Raw genomic sequence first — 16,779 nt, 5'->3', positions numbered from 1 at the left:
AAATTGCGCTACAAAAAATTCGCACTTACATTCTGAATGTACCATTTATAGCTAACACACTTTGTAAATGACTAGCAAAGGTTTGACTTTCTTCTTGTCCAATTATTCTAGAATCCGTTAATTCTTGTCCATTCGGCGCAAAAAATAAAAAAGTCGGTGGTGCAATCACATGGAATTGACGTTCTAAAGCCTTATCTTTGTCATCATTGGCCGTAACATCCGCTCTTAATAAAATAAAACGCGACATCAGGGACTTAACTTGTGGAGCAGTAAACACTAACCGTTCCATTTCCTTACAAGATATACACCAATTAGCATAAAAATCGACTAGTACGGGTTTATTTTGTTGTTTTGCTTGTTTTAAGGCTAAATTTAAATCAGAAATACTTTTAATTGTCTGAAAGTTACTTGTTTCTGAGCTGACTACTTGATCGGGATGAAGCAGACGAAAAGGTCGGGAATTGCTAGGCATGATTCGTGCCAACAACCACACCGCCATAGCCAGCATCATTATGCCTAAGACAATTTTAATTCCATTCATCCAAGGACCTGATTTAGGCAACCATTTACCTGCTGAAGTCCCAATAATTAACAAAGGAACGCCAGAACCCAAACCTAAAACAAATAACGCAATACCTCCTAGTATGGCATTACCGGTATTACCAATATAAGTTAACACACCGACTAAAGGGGCTGTTATACAAGGCGATATAACTAACGTAGACAAACAGCCCATCAAGGCCACACCAACATAATTTCCACCCTGCTGACGATTGGTAATATGGATCAGTTTTTCATGCCAACTCGCTGGTAAACGTAACTCATAGAAACCAAATAACGAAAAAGCTAAGCCTACAAACAAAGCACAAACAATGATAATTACCCAGGGACTTTGTAAGAATGCTTGTAAATAACTACCTGCTAAACCAGCAAAAACTCCTGCCACGGCGTAGGTAAATGCCATAGCTAGAACATAAGTTATTGATAAACTAAACGCTTTAACCGTCGTTAATTGCTTTTGCCCTAAAATGATAGCCGATAACACAGGAATCAACGGCAACACACAAGGGGTCAACGATAATAATAAACCAAATCCAAAAAAACTAATCAGTGTCCAAAAAATATTATGACTTGCTAATAAGCTTAAGATTTTACTTTGTTCGCTAGTCGTTTTTATGGCTTGTCCTTGATTGTTTACTAATGAATTCTGGCCTACATCTGTAGAATTTTGATTAATTCCGCTAACAGACATTCCAGAATGGGTTAGTATTAAGTGTTTAACTACAGGCGGATAACAAAAACCTGCTATAGCGCAACCTTGATAGTGGATTTCTATGTCAAGATTTTGATCAGGAAGAGGGTGTATATATTTTAATAACGTCACCACATGTCCCTGATAGACTTCGTATTTTCCAATAAATTGATTATGTTTAATAATCCCTTTAGGAAAAACCACTGAATTTATACGTAGGGGTGTACTTTGGAAGTGTATTTTATCTCGGTAAAGATAATAACCGGGCTTGATAGTCCAACGTGCAGTCAATGTTTTATTATTTAAACGCTGTACTGAGACTTGAAAAACCTGATCCACAGGTAAAGCTTGTTGACTAGCATAAGCAGGCAACATTCCTGTCCCGAAGCTTAGCTCAAATACCAAAACTATTAAAAACTTAGTAAAATTTAACAAAATATATCTTCCTTTAAGATAGATATGCATATCAAACCCCATATATTAAATAGACCTATCCAGGCAATTTTTCTAGGCTACATCGTCATTTTGCATAATGTTCATCCTAAATACGCGGTTTTTCTGCATTAATGTGCGAAATATTTAAGAATAATTAGGGCTTGGCTTACTTAGTGGCTAAGAAATTCAAAAAATCCGCCAAAAGACGCTTGTCGCAACCTCTTAGCTACTATATCATGGAAACTCCTCTGACCTAGTCAAGTCTCAAAGGATAATGTATATGCAAAATGCACTCGATCAACTTCCTGTTCTACCTATGGTTGCTAGCGCTGGCGCACCTCAGCAGCCGCTAAAAACTTATGTTGAACAGGCTTTAGAAAATTACTTTTCGCAATTAGATGGAAACTCACCTTCTAATCTTTATGGTCTTGTTTTAGCCGAGGTGGAATCACCGATGTTAGAAGTGGTATTACGCCAAACTCGCGGAAACCAAACCAAAGCAGCGAAAATGTTAGGTATCAGTCGCGGTACTTTACGTAAAAAACTAAAACAATGCGACCTTTGCTAGATCAAAAAACCACTAAATAAACCTCTCGTGCATTTATAAAAAAAAATAACAACAATAAAAAAAATGTCCTTAACAACAAAAAAAATTTATTTTAATTGGATATTTTGGTTTTTTATTGGGAATACCTTATTATTTTGGGGGATTGGCTTACATTATCTTGCCATTATTATCCCCTTTCATTTATCGGTTTCGTCCCTGGCTAATCAGCTACTGGCGTGCTTGTTTTTATTCAGTGCTTTTTTGGGTCAACTCAGTTTATTTGCTTGTGTTGCTGCTATTATCCCCATTCTTCTCGTCATTCTTTATCCTAGAAAAAAACTCATACTTGCTGTTTCGGTCATTATAGGTTTCTTAATCGCTTATCTACTTAGTGTAGACACGTTTGTGTTTGGACAATACCACTTTCATTTAAATGGCGTTATTTGGAAATTATTGACGGGCGGGGAAGCCAACGAAGTATTTGATCTTTCTTGGCTAGAGTGGTTATCGATAGGAATATTATCTGGCCTTTTATTTGTTTTAGAAATAGGCCTAGCCCTACTCATATGGAAAAAATTACGTCATAAAACTTACGTCTTACATTACCCTGTTGCAATGCTAGCTTGTCTTTTATTTTCTTACTATATGCTAGCCATCTTAATCAAAAGTTCCACGGCATTAGCACTTAATCAGCAAGCTTATACCCTACCCCTTTACTATGAAGTTTTAGCCAAATTATTACCTGGCAAGCAAGCATTGCCAGAATTAGAGAGTCTTTATCGTTCAGATTTTGTAGAAATTAATCACGCTAATCAAAAGCTTAACTATCCTCTGCATCCTTTAGTTTACACGTCACATAAAAAACCGATTAATATCGTTTTTATTCTGATAGATAGCTGGCGTTTTGATATGTTGAGCGCTGCCAATACACCGAATATTTATCGCTTTGCTCAACAAAGTTGGCAGTTTCAACAGCATTTCAGCGGCGGAAATGGAACTCAGCCCGGCCTATTTTCTTTGTTTTATAGTTTACCGGCTACTTATTGGTCAGCCACTATTAACCAACATAAAAGTCCATTATTTATGGATAAGTTGCTCGCTGCAAATTACCATATGGGCATTTTCGCTAGCGCTTCGCTACGCGCGCCCCCTTTTAATTTGAATGTATTTGCGAGAGTAAAAAATTTAAAAACCTCAACAATTGGGTATACCCCTTACGATAGAGACAAACAAATTACAAAAGAATTTAAGCAATTTATAACAGAAACCCCTTCGCCATTTTTTAGTTTTGTATTTTACGATGCCGCTCATAGTTTCTGCATTGGTGAAAGTCCAATACATATTTTTCAACCCAGCATAGCGGTCTGTGATCGCTTAACTTATACTAACCATACTAATCCAACCCCCACCTTTAACCGTTATAAAAATGCCTTATATTACATCGATAAACTAGTGGGTAAAGATCTAACCTTACTTAAAAAACGACATTTATTAGATAATACTTTAGTTCTTATTACTGCCGACCATGGTAATGAGTTCAATGATAATCATCAAGGTTATTGGGGACATGCCAGTAATTTTACTCGTTACCAAACTCAAGTCCCTTTGATTATTCATTGGCCAGACCAAAAACCGCAGTTAGTTAAACATATGACTAGTCATTACGACGTAATACCCACTTTAATCAGCCGAATATTTGGTTTGCAAAATCCCACAACTGACTACAGTATTGGCCAATCATTGTTTAATAAAAAAGCGCCTGCTTTTTTATTAATTCATAGTTATACCAATTTAGGTCTGGTGAATGGTAAAGAAATTATCACCATTTTCCCTTCAGGTTATTATCAAATCCAAAACCTCCAAGCTAAGATGTTGCCTAATGAAGCATTACCAAAGAAAAATGCCTTAGCCGCCTTAGGCTTAACTCAACGGTATTACTCTAAAGATAAAAAATAAGTTTTTTCTAGGTTTATTGCTTGACAGATTCAGTGCTGCTTTAGCACAATAGGCCACCTTTGACTATGTTGCTCAGTTAAGTGAGCAAGAAAAGAAAAAGCAACGCTTTTTCCTTGCGAACGCCCGAAGCAGGATGCGCAGAGCCGGCTTTCAAGCGAAGCAGGATTACGTAGTGCAGAAAGGAGCATAAACAAAGTCGATACAGGTTGAAGAAGTTTAGGCTATGTAGCTCAGTTGGTTAGAGCACAGCATTCATAATGCTGGGGTCGGTGGTTCGAGCCCACCCATAGCCACCAAAAAATTACCTAGTCAATGGGAATATTTCCATTCACATAAAGCATTCAATTAGAAAATAAGCTTTAAAATAATAACTAAAATGAAAAGACGCATTTTAATCGTCAGTCAAAACTTTATAGTGGGCGGTATAGAAACAAGATTACAAGGTCATTGTAATCAAATGATCGCTGCAGGCATGGAAGTTTTTCTTCTTACAGGCCTAAACTACAAAAAAAAATTCCTTCCTAAAGGATTAAAAAAAATCTTTCACCAAGATTACTTTCATCCCTATGTACGTGGCAATGATCTTGAAAATGAAATTAATGGTATAGCTTCAATAATACGTGACAATCAAATAGATCTCGTCATTGTTCATCCTCATCTATCTATACCTTCTACAACTTTAGCGGCGAAAAAATGCGGGGTTCGTTGTGGAATAGTTCTGCATGGAGCTCTAAATCTAGAAAATTATTATGGATGGACGCATAGATTACTTTTTCAAATTGCATTGAATGTTGCTGATTTTATAGAATTAGTGTCTGAAGAGATATTAGAATTAACTAAACCTTTTATTTACCATAATCGCTATTTTATCGAAAGAAATAGAATATGTTATTTCACTTTTTCAGAAAATCAGTCCTGTAAAGATCCCTATTCAATAGCAATTGTTTCTAGATTAGCTATTGATAAATACGATTCTATTACGTACTTATTAAAAAAAATGAGTGGGTCCAAATTTAAAATTGCTATATTTGGAGAGGGGCCTTATAAATCTAAATTAAAAAAATTTATTAAAAAAGAAAATATAGATAACGTTCAATTAAAGGGAGTTTCCACCTGTATACCTAATGCTGTAAAAGATTTTTATTTCATCGCCGGTGTATATCGAGTCGTTTTAGAGGGTCTCAGTCAAAACAAACCCACTATTTTAGCTGGCTATGATGGCGTAAAAGGTCTTATTGATATCCCTCTTTTCAATAAAGCGTCTTTTTCCAATTATGGCGGAAAGGGAGGGATACCTAATATTGAAAAAAATCAATTTTTAATGCAACTAGAATCTTGCATTAAACAACCTGAACCTTATCAACTCAGAAAAGAATTACAACCTAAAATAGCATTAAATAATAATTTTCAATCTTATGTAGATTCTCTTTTTAATATAAAAGATTTTGCAGTTAGCGATAATATTTCTTTTATTAACGATATTATTGCTGAAATTTCTGTTCACTTTATGAAAATAAAATATAGTTGTTGGGTTAATGACAACAGTTTATTAGTTAGTATTAGTAAAATTTTTAATGATCCACGCTACCAGCAAGAAAGAATACCTCGATATTTAGCTTCGATTCTTCATAATTACCCCATTGAAATAATACAAAAAAATTTTCAGCAAGCAATTCAACCCACTAAAAAACTAATCTATATAAAAAACTTCGTTTTATTTTATTCTTACCGATTTTATTTAAAGCTACCTATCAAGTTACAAACTATCGCTCGTAGTCTATTAAAAAATAAACTAAGCTCTGCCAAAAATATACCTGAAAATTCCATACAAAATTAATAAATACCATGCGTCTCTTAATGCTTACGGACAATTATCCCCCGGAAATGAATGCGAACGCTCGAATTTTTTCTGAGCTTGCCGAGATATGGGCCGATCATGGTGATGATGTTTCTATCATTACCTGTCATCCCAATTTTCCCAGAGGTAAAGTCTTTGATGGTTATAAAAATAGATGGTATACAAAAGAAATTTTTAACAAAGTTAAGCTTATTCGTATTAAGACATATATGTCTGCTAATTGTGGAGTCATTAAAAGAACTTTAGATTTTATTTCGTTTGCTTTATCTTCTTTCTTTTGTGGCTTATTCCAACCAAAACCTGATGTCATTATTGGTGTTACGCCACAATTTTTTTGCGCCCTTTCCGCTTGTTTGCTATCCATTAAAAAAAAATCAGCTTTTGTAATGATCGTATGTGATCTTTGGCCAGATGCTGTTGTGGCAAGTGGACTCATTAATAAAAATTGGATTTACAAATTACTTAAGAAAATTGAATATTGGATGTACCAGCAAGCAAACTCCATTATTATTTTATCCGAGAATTATAGGAGCTATTTAAATAATTTAGGCATACCAGATAAAAAAATTGTAACTTCTATTTCTGGAGCTAGTAAACAGTTTTATCCGCGAAAAAAAAATTCCATTTTGCTTGACGAATATAATTTATCAGGCAAATTTGTAATAGGTTATATTGGAACTTTTGGAATTTTTTATAATTACCAAAATATTTTTGCTCTAGCTAAATCATTTAAGAAAAATGCTTATTCTCACATACATTTTCTCATGGTGGGAGATGGTCCAAAACGTAAAACATTAGAACAGCAAATTTTAAATCAACATTTAAATAATATTAATATCTGCGGCCCCTTCGCTGGCGAGATCATTCCAGAATATTGGTCCTTGGTTGATTTAGCCATCATTCCACTCGCATCTATTGAAATCAACAAAATGGTTTTACCTTCAAAAATAATTGAAGCGATGGCTATGGGTATACCCATATTGTTGTATGGGCCTGATGGTGAAGCTCGAAAATTTTTATCGCAATCCGATAGTGGTTGGTATATGAATAGTAGTGATAAAAAAAACCTAGAACATCTTCTTTTAAGCTTATCCACTAATAAACAGGAGCTTCTAGATCATGGTGCTAAAGCTTTCAAATTTGCAAAAAATTTTAGTCGCGAAAAACAAGCTGAAGAATTATTAACTCATCTCAAATCAATAAATAATAATAAAAGTATTTAAAAAATCATTAATCTTTTATCGTTTCTACTCTAGCGATTTGTCGCGCTATATCCAGAGCTTCTGTTAATTGTGCAACCGGAAAAACCGTCATACCATTAATAGTTTGTTTACTCATATTAGCTTTGGGAATAATTGCCGATTTAAAGCCATGTTTAGCGGCATCGCGTAAACGTTCTTGACCATTCGGCACCGGACGGATTTCACCGGATAAACCCACCTCGCCAAATACTAAACAATCTTCTGGAAAAGGTTTATCACGTAAACTCGATAGCACAGCTAATAAAACCGGTAAATCCGCGCTGGTTTCTAATAAACGCACACCACCCACCACATTAATAAAAACATCTTGATCATAAGTCATAATCCCGGCATGTCGATGCAATACCGCTAATAACATGGCTAAACGATTACTTTCTAAACCAACAGTTACTCGGCGGGGATTACCTAAGTGACTATTATCCACTAAAGCTTGTACTTCGACCAATAAAGGACGACTACCCTGCCAGGTGGCTGTCACTAAACTACCTGAAACCGCTAAGCCGGATCGCGACAATAACATCGCTGATGGATTGCTAACTTCACGCAAACCTTTCTCGGTCATAGCAAAAACGCCTAATTCATTCACCGCACCAAAACGATTTTTAACTGATCGTATCAATCGATGTCGACTATCTGCTTCGCCTTCAAAATACAAAACAGTATCCACCATATGCTCTAAAACCCTAGGGCCTGCGAGTGCACCATCCTTAGTCACATGTCCCACTAAAAACAAAGCAATTCCTGTTTGCTTAGCCAAACGAGTCAATTGCATAGCGCTTTCTCGCACTTGGCCTACTGCACCCGGAGCAGATTGAATTAAATCGGTATGCATGGTTTGTATCGAATCAATGACTAAAACTTGCGGTTTCTCTTGTAAGGCATGCGTTAAAATACTTTCAACTCGAGTTTCAGTCAGCAGACGAATTTTCTTTTGAGGTAATTCTAAACGTTGCGCACGTAAAGCCACCTGCTGAAGTGATTCTTCACCCGTAATGTAAAGCACGGAATGGTGCTCACTCAATTGACAAAGACTTTGTAACAATAAGGTAGACTTTCCGATACCTGGGTCACCACCCATCAGTATCACCGAACCTGGGACTATCCCTCCGCCTAGCACCCTATCCAATTCTTTAATCCTGGAAGAAAATCGCTCTATTTCACTAAATCGTATGCTATTTAAATCGGTGATTTTGGCATCGACGGCTGCATAACCATTCACACGTGGAAGCGTATGCGATGAACGCGATGCATTATCTTCTACTAAACTATTCCAAGCCTGGCACTCACCACATTGGCCAGACCATTGGAGAAACTGTCCACCGCAGGACTGACAGGTATAAATGCGTTTTGGTTTAGCCATGCTGCTCTTCCTGTAATAATTTTTGCACAGCGCTTAACAAATCTGGAAAAACCGGGATCTCATCGGTTAATTCGCGGTTATTTAGTAGCGTTTGTTCACCATTGCCCGTTAACACCAAGATAGGCTCGCAACCCACTTTCAGTGCTGCTTTGATATCACGTAGAGAATCGCCAATAGCTATAATCCCTCTTAAATCCAGTTGATAATAGTCGGCAATTTGTTCGAATAAGCCGATACCGGGTTTACGGCAGCTACAATGATCGTCAGGGAGATGGGGGCAATAAAAAACCTTATCCACCGTACCCCCTTTTGCTTTTATACTATTCAGCATTTTTTGATGGATAAGGGCTAAATCTGCCTCGGTATAAAAGCCACGACCGACACCTGATTGATTAGTCGCCACGGCGATGGTATAGCCCGCCTTGGTGAGTAAGGCGATGGCCTGTAAACTACCAGGTATAGGTAACCACTCTTCAGGAGTCTTAATATAATCCTTGGATTCAAAATTAATCACACCATCTCGATCCAAAATGATGAATGCAGGGTTTTTAGCATTTTTAGCCATTTTTTGCTTCCTTTTAAGTCTCTCTTAATATTAAAGGCCTATACTTTGCAGATATTTCACAGAAGTTTGCAGTATATTTTCCATGACCATATCACAATCAGAAAAAGAATTAGCTGCCGCATTCGAAACCGCTCGGCAACTAAAAGAAAAAATTAACGAGAACTATATCTTAAAAACCGGCAATAATAAAAATTTACCGGAAGAAATCATGCAGTTTATAAAATCAAATCGAGAAATAATTAGTAGATATATTGAAAATAAAACAACTACTACGGATATCATACTTGCTCAAATTATGAAGCAATTTCTCTCTGTATATAAGATCCTTAATTCTAAGAAACAACCCGGAAAATTTTTTCGGCATAATCAAGATACTGCGCAGCTAGAAAACCATCTCAAAATTATTAAAGAAGAATTAAACAAACTTCCTTCTAAAAGTGAAGTTAAACCGGAATATCAAACTAAATCGTTTACACTTGGTGCTTAAATACTAGGATTACCCATCGCATAACGGGCGATAACATTTTTCAGACATGCTGTTTTATTAATAAGACCCAATCCGAACTGGCGTGTTTTTCGTATCATAGGATTGGAGGTAGCAAATAGATATTTAATTCCATCCACCCCTCCCATCATGACACGATTATAAAAACGACGTTCACGCTCATAGCGACGTAAAGTATGGTAAGCGCCTATGGATCGATGTTTTTTATTTGCTTCTAAGATTACCTTTGCTAAACATTGCGCATCAGCCATACCCAAGTTTGCTCCTTGGCCAGCTAAAGGATGTAGGGTGTGTGCTGCGTCTCCAATTAATGCTACACCCGATTTAACATAGTGCTCCGCCTCTTGCGTTTTTAAGGGATAACTTAAACGTGCACTGGTCGATATCACTTGGCCCAAACGTTGCTCAAAAACCCGTGTTAATTCTTCACAGAAAGAGGCATCATCTAAGCTTTCTAAGCGTTGTACTTCTTCGAATGTATTCGACCAAACAATGGAACAATGATAGGCATCCTTCAAGGGTAAAAAAGCTAAAGGACCATTCGCTAAAAAAATCTGTCTTGCAGTCTCATCGTGCACCCTTTCAGTTTGCACCGTCGCAATCAGTGCGCGCTGCGCATAGTCAGTCGCTTTAATGTGTAAATCAGCCAATTGGCGAACTTTAGAATGCTCTCCATCGGCACCGATTAACAAACATGTACTTATTTCAACCCCAGATGCTAATGTTACTACTACTTGCTGTTCTTCCACCTGCATATCGACTAAAGCATCGGGCGCAAACCAAGTCAATTCATTATCAGTTTTTGCTTGTGCGTATAAAGCTTGTTCTAAATCAAAATTATTGACGATATAACCTAAACAAACTTCACCGATATCTGCACTATCAAAAAAAAGCTGCGCGCTTTGCCCAGATTCCCCTACTTGCATACTACGGAATGGCGCGCACTGTTTTTTGTTAAGTCGCTGCCAAACATTCAATCCTTGCAAAGAATGCTGTGAAGTTAATGTAACCGCGATAAAACGTAGCTGAGTTGTAAGACTCGAAGCAGTATTAGAAGTTCCCTTATCTATTATGGCGATTCTTAAACCCTGATCCTGCAAATAACAAGCCAAAATCAAGCCAATGATCCCTGCGCCAACTATAACGAGATCATAATCCGTGCTTGTTTCTTCTGGTAAAGTCATATTGACGTTGAATAATGAAAGTTAACATATTCCGGATACCAAAATTGATGATCGATTTCCTCAGCTAAATCGATAGACTTTTTAACTTCTGCTAATCCTTCTTCGCGTGCTTGTGTTGCTACTGCCAACGCAATACAGCGACTAATAGCCTGAACGTCTTCAAAATTTGGTAATAATGCATTTTTAGCATCGGTGGTTTTACTCGCAAAACTACTTAGCGCTTTACATGCTTCCCAAAGCATACCTTCACTCAAGCGTGTCGCTTTGGCGACAAGGACACCTAAACCTATTCCTGGATAAATAAGTGCATTGTTACATTGCGCAATCGTTATTTTTTCACCTTTAAAATCGACTTGACCAAAAGGGCTGCCGGTTGCAATCAGTGCACGTCCTTCTGTCCAATTCAATAAATCATCGGGTGTTGCTTCCGATTTTTCTGTAGGATTTGATAAAGGAAAAATTATCGGATATTTCACCTGTGCGGCCATGGTTTTAACAATCGCTTCAGTGAAAATTCCACCTTGTCCAGAACAACCAATTAAAACAGTAGGTTTAAATTTTTGCACTACATCATACAATTGTAATGTAGTGACTAATTCACCCTTTAAACGTTGTGCGTAAGGTTTTTGAAAAGCAGTCAGATTTGACATCGCATCATGTATTAAACCGTGTCTGCCCACCAAATAAAACCGCGATAAAGCTTCTTCTTTAGATAAACCTTCTCGTATCATTCCCGCGCAAAGTTGATCAGCTATTCCAGTACCTGCTGTCCCGGCACCGACAATAACCACGCGCTGTTCTGTTAAAGAGGTTTTGGTTCGTTTAATAGCTGATAAGAGTGCGACTAAAGTCACAGCACCCGTTCCTTGCATATCATCATTAAACGTGCACATTTGATTATGATAACGTTCTAAATTACGCCGTGCATTTTCTCGGCCAAAATCTTCCCAATGCAAATAGGCACGAGGCAATTTTCGTCGTATAGCAGAAACAACCGTTTCTATCATATCATCATATTTTTGATCGGCTAAGCGTGGATGACGCCAGCCTAAATACATCGGATCATTCAATAACTGTTCATTGTTAGTTCCAACATCGATTTGTATCGGTAATACACGATTCGGATTAACCCCAGCACACAAAACATAAACCATCAATTTTGCAATACAGATATCCATTCCACCAATACCTTGATCACCAATACCTAATACACCTTCGCCATCCGTCATGACGATAATGTCCACTTCAGGATTCAAACGATTTTCCAGGATTTCATCAATATGTTCTTTATCTGGATAACTAAGATACAGACCGCGAGGTTGTTGGAATTCCTGACTAAATTGTTCAACCGCTTTTCCAACGGTAGGTGTATACAAAATAGGTAACATTTCAGTTAAATGTTGACTGACCAATTTATAAAACAATACCTCATTCGTATTATGCAAACTACGTAGATAAAGATGTTTTTCTAAATTATTTTCTTTTTTTAAAAATTGTTGGTAAACACGCCTTTCTTGTTGCTGCAAACTTTCGATACTATAAGGTAATTTGCCGCGTAACCTGAATTGTTGGCGTTCCGATTCAGTAAATGCTGTACCTTTATTTAATTTAGGGGTAGTCAATAAAGCGGAACCCAAGGCATTAGTTTCCAGATAGAGAACCTTAGCATTTTTATCGGTGATGGATCTAAATTTTGGCATACTAATATTCTTCTTGTTGTAAAGTTAAGCCGCGAATCAAACGGGGAAGTCGGCCATGAATTCCCATTAAGCGGCGCGATAAATTTCTTTTGCAGGGTGAGAGTAAATCCAGTGCTAATAGACCATTATTGTAAATGAAAGTCAACGGTCCGAATCGGGTTTGCAAGCGTGTCAAATGCTCGGTAAAACCGATGATTTGTCGCTGTGCAGCTAAACGTAACTTAAGGTATGATTGAGCTAGACTTGCATCGGCGAGATCTTTATGTTGTTTCAAAGCGTTTGCAATCAAATCCACACATTCTGCCATATCTTGCAAACCTAAATTTAAACCTTGAGCGGCGATAGGAAGTAAAGTATGCCCAGCATTTCCTAGTAGAATCAAACCTGCTTGCGCTTGGATTTCGGAAATACAACTTTTTAAAACATAAATTTGTCGTTTAGTACAATGTAATAACCTGCCAAAACGATAAGAAAAATGCCCTTGTAAATTCTCCAAAAACTCAGATTCAGTTAGATTTTGTAAGGCTTCAACAGTTTGTTGCTCTGCAGTCCAAACTAAACCTATTTTATTTGTGGGTAAAGGTAAGCTAGCAATAATTCCTTGTTTAGTAAATCGTTGATAAGCGATGTGTTGATGATGACCACTAATATCGATGAATGTTGTCAAAGCAGCTTCAGAAGTAGGTCTAGTTTTTAAACCAATATTTAATAATTTACGTACCGTAGAATATGTACCATCTGCAGCAATGATTAAACGTGGATAAATAATTTTTTTTTCTTCTTGTAGATGTCTCATAACGACCTGCCAAGCACCTTCAAGTTGGTTAATTGACTCGCAGGTAGCTGGAGTATAAAGATCGAAAGTTCCATGGACAGGCTTGTTAGCAACAACCTGAAGTAAGGCCTTGATTAATTCATGTCCCAAACGTGCAGCAGGAATAACAGCACCTAATTGTGGAACCCCCAACTCTTTTGCATTAATTCTCAATTGAGCGAAACAAGCCTGTTGCGAAATATGTACCGATTTAATTGGATTGGCATAAACTTCTAAAGCAGGCCATATATTGAGTGTCTGTAAAATATGTAGGCTAGCGAGATTCAAAGCAATAGGTTTGCTTTCTGCAGGTAGAGGAGCATCGAGTGTTTTAAAAGAGGATTGTTCGATCAGTGCGATCCGCAATGGTAACTGTGATAAAGCTAATGCCAAACTAGTTCCTATAATTCCGGCACCGACGATAAGAATATCGTAATCTTGCTTCATGAGGGCGTTCGCATTAAGTTTTCAATGTCAGTTAGATCTTTAGGTGTTTGTGCTGTCAAAACTTCACAGGCTGCAGATGTGACTCGCACATCATCTTCAATACGGATACCAATATTCCACCATTTTTTATCGATATCCGCTGCCGGCCTGATATAAATACCAGGTTCTACAGTGAAAACCATTTCAGGTTCTAAATTTCGCCATTTTTTTTCTAGTTTATAAGTCCCTACATCATGAACATCTAAGCCTAACCAATGACTACAGCCATGCATATAAAATTTATGATAACTCTTCTGCTGAATTAGATCGTTAAGATTTCCTTTTAATAAGCCTAAATCCATTAAACCTTGCGTCACAAAGTCCACACAGGTTTTCTGTAATTGGTTCCATGCAATACCGGGCTTTATCAGTGCTAGGATGGCTTGCTGTGCTTTTAATACAATATGATAGATGGCCTTTTGTTCTGGATTAAACCGACCATTGACTGGAAAAGTACGCGTAATATCTGAAGCATAGTTTTGATATTCACATCCCGCATCAATTAACACTAAATCACCCGATTTTAACTGTGCGCGATTATCTGTGTAATGCAAAATACAACTATTCGCCCCACTCGCAACAATATTGGGATAAGCTAATGCTTGACTACCTTGCCTATAAAATTCATACATTAATTCAGCTTCTAACTGATATTCATACAAACCAGGTCGGCAAGCGCGCATCGCGCGCAGATGGGCCTGACCAGAAATATGTGCAGCTTGACGTAAGCAATCTAATTCTGTTGGGCTTTTTTTCAACCGCATTTCATGGACACTATCGACTAATTTTTTAGCGTATTCAACAGGTGTTTTTTTTAAATGCGTTAATATCTTATTAATTCGTGCTAAAACTTGATGGTTAATTGTTTCATCGCCTAGATGGTAACAAACTCGCGTATTAGTGATATATTCACTTAACTTAACCTCCAGTTGATTGATAGGATAAGCTTCGTCTACACCGTATTCTTTTCTAGCCCTTATTTGACCAATACGCTCACCATTCCAAATAGCAGCTGCCGAATCCTCAGCACGATTAAATAATATAAATTTACCCTTTTTGCTATCAGGTATAAGTAAAGCGATCGCGTCGGGTTCAGGAAAACCCGTCAAATAGTAAAAATCACTGTTTTGACGATAAGGATAGAGTACATCGCCATTACGTAGATACTCCGGAGCTGCCATTAAGACAATTAACTCATCACTTTTTATATGAGACAATAATTGCTGGCGCCGCTGTTGCAATTCTGAAAGCATAAACATAAGTAATTCAGTAGCTAGACTAATGAAGGTACATGAAACCTGCACTTCCTTCTACTGAATAACGAATCAATTCTTCGTAAATCAAGGGAATGGCATGTGTAATAAACTCGATTGCCTCGTCATAAGCCAGTTTATCAAGTTCAGTTACTTCTAAATGGATAATTTCAAGTTTGGCAATCTCGGCAATGCAATACAAAGCTTCGTGTATAACATCAGGTGTCTCATCTTCAATAGAGCTTCCCCCTAAGCCTAAGCCATATAAAAACCCTTCACACCACAAACTTAAGGCTTCAGCACGTTCTTCCAACTCATGTTGTTCATCAGGCAACAATAATTGAAAAGTTTGTAATCCGCTCAATTGACGACAAGCAGCATCATACAAACCAACGATGGCACCTTGGGATCCCAACATAAAGGGCGGTCTAGTCCGAAGACGCTTTAATAAAATATCGATCAAAAAACCACCGTTAAGTTTTGGACCTACACAGACAAAACCACACAACATCCCATGTATTTCAGCTGGAGAAGTAGCTACTTCTGCTTGTGTAAGTAAATGGTAAAAATCATCGAAAGCCGGAGATTTAGCCTGAGTTTGCATGGGCGTACTCTATAAAGGAAGTCTTAAGTATTTTACCATTCTACGCCAGGTTAATACAGTCAAGCTAATCTGAATAAAATAAACTTTGCGTAAACACCTGATAAAATAGGTTATTTTCTATTCATCTGTGGTTTTGGTTTTAAAAAAATTTTCTAAATTTTCTTAAGATAAACATAGGCCTCAAAATAGATTATACTGGTCGAGTATCTGACTCAGTCGATAGTTTTTCGATCGATACTTTTATTAAGTTAGGGATACTTGATTTATTTACGGTGCGCATGCTTGCAATCTAGTAAGAAGCCTAAAGTAGATGAACTTAATCCCACCTGCATCCCAGGATCAGGAAACGTAGCTGAGTCAGATATTCTTAATATAGTATGATAAGTTATGGATACTCGCCAATTAACTCGCAAGAAATTACAACAACAACGAGCCAAAATTAGTTTAAGCGAACAAAAAAAAACTTCCTCTATAATTACCGAACAACTTAGCCAACATCCACTATTTTTACAAAGCCGATCAATTGCCAGCTATAAACCTATTCAACATGAAATTGATCCATCAGCACTCATCCATAAAGCTTGGCAAAATAAGCAAACTTGCTATTTACCGATTTTACAAGGACGACAATTAATATTCTGTGCTTATCAACCGCATACCTTGTTAAAAAAAAACCGGTTTAATATTCCAGAACCACCATTCTCTTTAGATTCATGCATTGCACAAGAAGCTATTGATTTAGTATTAGTTCCTCTCGTAGGTTTTACCGAAAAAGGACAACGTTTAGGCATGGGTGCTGGTTTTTATGATCGAAGCTTTGCTTTTTTACTCCATTCGCCGAGGCCTGCTCGCCCTTTTTTACTCGGCCTTGCTTATGAATGGCAAAAATTAGCAACTCTTAAAGAAAAAAACTGGGATGTCCCCTTAAATGCAGTCATAACTGAAAAAAAAATTTACTATGCTTACTAAATAAACTCACAGCAATTAGATTTTTGACA

14 protein-coding genes, 1 tRNA gene and 1 other RNA gene are annotated in these 16,779 nt (G+C 37.2%); 8 read left to right on the top strand and 8 right to left on the bottom strand.

Annotated features, from left to right (window positions below):
- Positions 1–25 precede the first annotated feature (25 nt).
- A complete protein-coding gene (gene dsbD, locus AACL18_RS02135) occupies positions 26–1,717 on the bottom strand; it encodes a protein-disulfide reductase DsbD (RefSeq protein ID WP_339051092.1) in 1,692 nt (563 codons plus the stop codon).
- Between the two features lie 250 nt (positions 1,718–1,967).
- On the opposite strand from dsbD, the gene fis reads away from it, so the two are divergent.
- From fis to AACL18_RS02110, 5 genes are all read left to right on the top strand, one after another.
- Positions 1,968–2,255: a DNA-binding transcriptional regulator Fis gene (gene fis, locus AACL18_RS02130; RefSeq protein WP_084028721.1), complete on the top strand. Its 288-nt coding sequence runs from the start codon at positions 1,968–1,970 to the stop codon at positions 2,253–2,255.
- Between the two features lie 63 nt (positions 2,256–2,318).
- Positions 2,319–4,190 carry a DUF3413 domain-containing protein gene (locus AACL18_RS02125; RefSeq protein WP_339051090.1) on the top strand — a complete coding sequence of 624 codons (1,872 nt, stop codon included), beginning with the start codon at positions 2,319–2,321 and terminating at the stop codon, positions 4,188–4,190.
- Between the two features lie 219 nt (positions 4,191–4,409).
- Positions 4,410–4,486: transfer RNA gene (locus AACL18_RS02120), tRNA-Met, on the top strand.
- A gap of 80 nt (positions 4,487–4,566) precedes the next feature.
- Positions 4,567–6,027, top strand: a complete 1,461-nt coding sequence (locus AACL18_RS02115) for a glycosyltransferase (RefSeq protein ID WP_339051089.1) — start codon at positions 4,567–4,569, stop codon at positions 6,025–6,027.
- A gap of 20 nt (positions 6,028–6,047) precedes the next feature.
- Entirely contained in the window at positions 6,048–7,271 is a 1,224-nt protein-coding gene (locus AACL18_RS02110; RefSeq protein ID WP_339051087.1) for a glycosyltransferase family 4 protein, read from the top strand.
- A 7-nt stretch (positions 7,272–7,278) separates the two neighbouring features.
- Here AACL18_RS02110 and radA read toward each other — a convergent pair whose 3' ends face one another.
- Together radA and gmhB are read right to left on the bottom strand one after the other, a co-directional pair.
- Complete coding sequence (radA, locus tag AACL18_RS02105; protein ID WP_339051086.1) at positions 7,279–8,670, bottom strand: DNA repair protein RadA; 1,392 nt, start codon at positions 8,668–8,670, stop codon at positions 7,279–7,281.
- Positions 8,663–9,235 carry a D-glycero-beta-D-manno-heptose 1,7-bisphosphate 7-phosphatase gene (gene gmhB, locus AACL18_RS02100; protein ID WP_339051084.1) on the bottom strand — a complete coding sequence of 191 codons (573 nt, stop codon included), beginning with the start codon at positions 9,233–9,235 and terminating at the stop codon, positions 8,663–8,665. Before gmhB ends, radA begins: the two co-directional genes overlap by 8 nt.
- An 82-nt stretch (positions 9,236–9,317) precedes the next feature.
- Here gmhB and AACL18_RS02095 point away from each other — a divergent pair, with 82 nt between their 5' ends.
- The gene (locus tag AACL18_RS02095) at positions 9,318–9,722 is read left to right on the top strand and encodes a hypothetical protein (protein WP_339051083.1); all 405 of its coding nucleotides are present in this window, start codon (positions 9,318–9,320) and stop codon (positions 9,720–9,722) included.
- Here AACL18_RS02095 and AACL18_RS02090 read toward each other — a convergent pair.
- Genes AACL18_RS02090 through AACL18_RS02070 form a run of 5 tightly spaced genes read right to left on the bottom strand, consistent with a single transcriptional unit; the run spans position 9,719 to position 15,781 of the window.
- The gene (locus AACL18_RS02090) at positions 9,719–10,924 is read right to left on the bottom strand and encodes a UbiH/UbiF/VisC/COQ6 family ubiquinone biosynthesis hydroxylase (RefSeq protein ID WP_339051081.1); all 1,206 of its coding nucleotides are present in this window, start codon (positions 10,922–10,924) and stop codon (positions 9,719–9,721) included. The genes AACL18_RS02095 and AACL18_RS02090 overlap by 4 nt on opposite strands.
- Entirely contained in the window at positions 10,921–12,624 is a 1,704-nt protein-coding gene (locus AACL18_RS02085) for an NAD-dependent malic enzyme (protein WP_339051080.1), read from the bottom strand. The genes AACL18_RS02090 and AACL18_RS02085 overlap by 4 nt, the downstream gene beginning before the upstream one ends.
- 1 nt (position 12,625) lies before the next feature.
- On the bottom strand, positions 12,626–13,885 hold the full coding sequence (locus tag AACL18_RS02080) for an FAD-dependent monooxygenase (RefSeq protein WP_339051078.1): 1,260 nt from the start codon (positions 13,883–13,885) through the stop codon (positions 12,626–12,628).
- Positions 13,882–15,183, bottom strand: a complete 1,302-nt coding sequence (gene pepP, locus AACL18_RS02075; RefSeq protein ID WP_339051076.1) for a Xaa-Pro aminopeptidase — start codon at positions 15,181–15,183, stop codon at positions 13,882–13,884. Before pepP ends, AACL18_RS02080 begins: the two co-directional genes overlap by 4 nt.
- A 19-nt stretch (positions 15,184–15,202) precedes the next feature.
- On the bottom strand, positions 15,203–15,781 hold the full coding sequence (locus tag AACL18_RS02070; RefSeq protein WP_339051074.1) for a UPF0149 family protein: 579 nt from the start codon (positions 15,779–15,781) through the stop codon (positions 15,203–15,205).
- A gap of 201 nt (positions 15,782–15,982) precedes the next feature.
- Between AACL18_RS02070 and ssrS the strand changes: the two genes are divergently transcribed.
- Both ssrS and AACL18_RS02060 read left to right on the top strand, forming a co-directional pair.
- Positions 15,983–16,149, top strand: a non-coding RNA gene (ssrS, locus tag AACL18_RS02065) — 6S RNA.
- A 19-nt stretch (positions 16,150–16,168) separates the two neighbouring features.
- Positions 16,169–16,750: a 5-formyltetrahydrofolate cyclo-ligase gene (locus AACL18_RS02060; RefSeq protein WP_339051073.1), complete on the top strand. Its 582-nt coding sequence runs from the start codon at positions 16,169–16,171 to the stop codon at positions 16,748–16,750.
- Positions 16,751–16,779 lie beyond the last annotated feature (29 nt).

This window comes from Rickettsiella endosymbiont of Xylota segnis (assembly GCF_964019545.1).
Classification (GTDB): domain Bacteria; phylum Pseudomonadota; class Gammaproteobacteria; order Diplorickettsiales; family Diplorickettsiaceae; genus Aquirickettsiella.
The sequence above is the reverse complement of the archived record's forward strand: the minus strand, read 5'-3'. Positions and strand labels throughout refer to the sequence as shown.

Coding starts and splice junctions, on each gene's coding strand:
- dsbD (WP_339051092.1), bottom strand. CDS start 1,717: ATGCATATCTATCTTAAAGGAAGATATATTTTGTTAAATTTTACTAAG.
- fis (WP_084028721.1), top strand. CDS start 1,968: ATGCAAAATGCACTCGATCAACTTCCTGTTCTACCTATGGTTGCTAGC.
- AACL18_RS02125 (WP_339051090.1), top strand. CDS start 2,319: ATGTCCTTAACAACAAAAAAAATTTATTTTAATTGGATATTTTGGTTT.
- AACL18_RS02115 (WP_339051089.1), top strand. CDS start 4,567: ATGAAAAGACGCATTTTAATCGTCAGTCAAAACTTTATAGTGGGCGGT.
- AACL18_RS02110 (WP_339051087.1), top strand. CDS start 6,048: ATGCTTACGGACAATTATCCCCCGGAAATGAATGCGAACGCTCGAATT.
- radA (WP_339051086.1), bottom strand. CDS start 8,670: ATGGCTAAACCAAAACGCATTTATACCTGTCAGTCCTGCGGTGGACAG.
- gmhB (WP_339051084.1), bottom strand. CDS start 9,235: ATGGCTAAAAATGCTAAAAACCCTGCATTCATCATTTTGGATCGAGAT.
- AACL18_RS02095 (WP_339051083.1), top strand. CDS start 9,318: ATGACCATATCACAATCAGAAAAAGAATTAGCTGCCGCATTCGAAACC.
- AACL18_RS02090 (WP_339051081.1), bottom strand. CDS start 10,924: ATGACTTTACCAGAAGAAACAAGCACGGATTATGATCTCGTTATAGTT.
- AACL18_RS02085 (WP_339051080.1), bottom strand. CDS start 12,624: ATGCCAAAATTTAGATCCATCACCGATAAAAATGCTAAGGTTCTCTAT.
- AACL18_RS02080 (WP_339051078.1), bottom strand. CDS start 13,885: ATGAAGCAAGATTACGATATTCTTATCGTCGGTGCCGGAATTATAGGA.
- pepP (WP_339051076.1), bottom strand. CDS start 15,183: ATGTTTATGCTTTCAGAATTGCAACAGCGGCGCCAGCAATTATTGTCT.
- AACL18_RS02070 (WP_339051074.1), bottom strand. CDS start 15,781: ATGCAAACTCAGGCTAAATCTCCGGCTTTCGATGATTTTTACCATTTA.
- AACL18_RS02060 (WP_339051073.1), top strand. CDS start 16,169: ATGGATACTCGCCAATTAACTCGCAAGAAATTACAACAACAACGAGCC.